Below are 2,993 nucleotides of genomic sequence, written 5' to 3'. Positions count from 1 at the left end.
GCTCATGCACCGCCTGGGCCGCATCCCACCGATCGAATACGAGGCCGTCTACTACGCTACAAACACAGCCCAATCCGAGGCTGCACACCAGTAACCACGTGTGCATCAAATTCGGGGCGATTCAACCAGTTGCCAGTTGCAACTGGGGCTCGTCTATACGTAGACAGGCGGTCAGTTCGACTACACGGCGTAGCCGTACAGCATTGGTAGGTCTAGCGTGCGGCCGCCAGAGCCTATGGGTGGGCCCGGCGACATGGTGAGACGCCATGATCGGTTGTGGCCGACGTCCGGGCTTCCGCCATGACAGTATTCGGCATCTCGACCATGGTTGTTGACCGTGGTCCTCGAAAACACCTGTCACCGACGGCCGCTAGTTCGCAACCTCCTAGAACATAAATATCGGATCTCCAGTCCCGCCGCTAATTCCTCCGCTCAAGGTAAGTCTCGTGAGGCTCGACCGTGGCCGGGCGGGCCAGCAAACACCTGTGCTATGGCCAGCCAACGTTCAGCGTCTTCGCCGACCGCCACGAGCGAGAGGTCATCGCGGTGTCGCCGCTGGGTGACCAACATGCAGAAGTCCCACGCCGTTCCGCAAACTCGTTGGGCAGCGCCTGGCGGTCCCCATGTCCAATCTGCGCCGGTTGCGGTGGTGAGTTCGATCCGAAACTCGTCCTCTGGCGGCGTGAGGGAGTGCAGGGCGTATGCGTAGTTTCGCGTGCGCACGCCCATGTGAGCGATGTGCTTGATCCTGTCGGTGATAGGTAATCGCAATGACAGCGCGTCAGCTATATCGGTCCCGTGTGCCCACGTCTCCATCAAGCGTGCAGTGGCCATCGATGCGGCACTCATCGAAGGACCGAACCATGGAATCTGTTGACCTGCCGGGACCCTGCTTAGGACATCATGCAATCTAACTCGCCCCAACCGCCAGGTAGCGAGCAACTCGGTGCGAGGTATACGGGCCCATTCGTAGGCGGCATCATCAACTGCATGTACTGGATCCCGCAGTGCAGCTTCGGCGAGTGGGGCGAAAGCCCCCTGCCCCTTGAGCGCCATGAGCGATGCTTGATCAGTCCAAGCAAGGTGTGCGATTTGATGTGCGATAGTCCACGGGACCGCCGGCGTTGGCGTCGACCACTGTTCGTCGGTGAGGCTGCACACGATGGCGTCGACTTCTGCGCCTTCAAGCAGCAGATCGTCCGCAACTATCTGGGCGATAGTACGGACTTCAGTCGGTATGGTCGAGGGGGATGGGATTTCGGTCTGCATTCGCGGGCCTCTTATGGTCAGCCGGGTGTATTGATGGTGACGCGACGGTCGGGCCCGCCCTGTCTGATGGGCTCCCGGTGGGTCGCGACGGGTACCAGAACGTTTGGTCCGGATGTCGAGCATGCGATCATGACTGTACGAACGGTCAGTCACTCAGGCTACATGATCTCTTCTATCGCCAGCTTCCTATTGGCGCTACGCGTCAAATCGCGCTCAACTCGAAGTCGTAGACGCCGATCAGGTCGCTCTTGATTGGAGCGACGCCCGACCTGTTTGGCTGTAAATGCTCGCGGCAATACTCACGCTGTGGCCCACACCTTGACGCTGCGAGTGCGAACTTCCAGCCCGACCTTTCTGCCGGAGAACAGTTCTCGGAGAAGGCAGAAACGGCGACATGGCTGACCATCGTCGGCAGCGATGCGCGGAACCTCCGCAGTATGCGCTCGGGCTCCTTTGGGAGTCGATGAACCTCGCGGTCGGGTTGTCCTGTCGTAACCCAGTGCTGCTGTTTGGCCGGTTCCCCCCATTGGAGGAAATGCGAGAAACCTTGAACCTGACCGTACAAGCGGTTAGTATCTGCGTGGTAGAGGTACCAGCCTGGCTGTGGCGCTTGACGATTAGCGAGGGATGGCGGATGCGCGACGTGACCCCGGTCGTATTTTCACCGTCCGCGGTCGACATGCCAACATTCCACCGGCATCCGCATGAGGACCCGATCGATTCATCGGAACAAAAAACCTCGGTGGTGCCTCGCGGAAAAACATGCACGATTTGGATGACTGGTCGAACGGCTGACCACGCCAAGCATTCTGATGGGCAGTGCGTTTCACACTTCGACCTCCAAAGTGTTTGATTCCATCTAGATAAACCTGCACAGTGCAAAGGAGAATCCTATGTCGGAAGACAAGACCACAGAATTGGCCCGCCGGTTCGTCGAGGCGGCCTGGTCAAACAGTGGCGGCTATGCGACTCTTGAGGCCCTTGCGGCGCCCGAGTTCTCCGTGAAGTACTCATTGATGCCAGCACCGATCGAGGGCGTAGAAGCATATTGTGCCCTGCTTCGCCAGACCCGTGCCAGTCTCGAGGATATTTACATCAAGTTCGTACACGTTGCCACCCAAGGCAACACTGCAGTTTTCAGCTGGGAAGGGGGAGGCACGCACAAGGGCGAGATTATGGGCATTCCCGGTACTGGGGGTGCGCTCCACTGGACCGGCATCTCGATTGTGGAAGTAACCGATGGGAAGGTCACCAAGGAATGGGGCGAAGAGGACAGCGCCCGTGTGCTGCGGCAGCTTGGTGTTATTCCGGCCGGCATCTAGCGAGCTAGTGCCACCCATTGCGATGGAACCACGAGATACCCTGTGTACCAGGGAGATTGGCTTCCCAGGTAGGGTGGCTCTTCGATTTAATCGGACACTCAGCATGAGCCTGAGTTGCGGCCAGTTGTTTGCTTGTTTACCCGAAGTGTGAGATCGGTCCCGTCTGTCAGGGTTCGAACCAGGTCGTAGGGCAGCCTCACTCGATTATCAGGAATTACGTTGTGGTCGAGGGGTTCGGCGAGATCGGCTCGGGACCGTCCCGGGGCAGTGTCTGTGAGTGAATCGCCCCGGGTTTGATGCACACGTGGTTACTGGTGTGCAGCCTCGGATTGGGCTGTGTTTGTAGCGTAGTAGACGGCCTCGTATTCGATCGGTGGGATGCGGTCCAGGCGGTGCATGAGG

General features: G+C 58.9%; 2 protein-coding genes. One reads left to right on the top strand and one right to left on the bottom strand.

What is annotated here, in order from left to right:
• Nucleotides 1–432: 432 nt before the first annotated feature.
• Nucleotides 433–1,269: a TIGR03084 family metal-binding protein gene (locus tag BKG60_RS03900; RefSeq protein ID WP_083339452.1), complete on the bottom strand. Its 837-nt coding sequence runs from the start codon at nt 1,267–1,269 to the stop codon at nt 433–435.
• Between the two features lie 893 nt (nt 1,270–2,162).
• Between BKG60_RS03900 and BKG60_RS03895 the strand changes: the two genes are divergently transcribed.
• On the top strand, nt 2,163–2,591 hold the full coding sequence (locus BKG60_RS03895; RefSeq protein WP_070947250.1) for an ester cyclase: 429 nt from the start codon (nt 2,163–2,165) through the stop codon (nt 2,589–2,591).
• Nucleotides 2,592–2,993 lie beyond the last annotated feature (402 nt).

Origin of the sequence: Mycobacterium syngnathidarum (assembly GCF_001942625.1) — a bacterium.
Classification (GTDB): domain Bacteria; phylum Actinomycetota; class Actinomycetes; order Mycobacteriales; family Mycobacteriaceae; genus Mycobacterium; species Mycobacterium syngnathidarum.
Note: the sequence above shows the minus strand (reverse complement) of the source record. Positions and strands in the feature narration are given on the sequence as shown.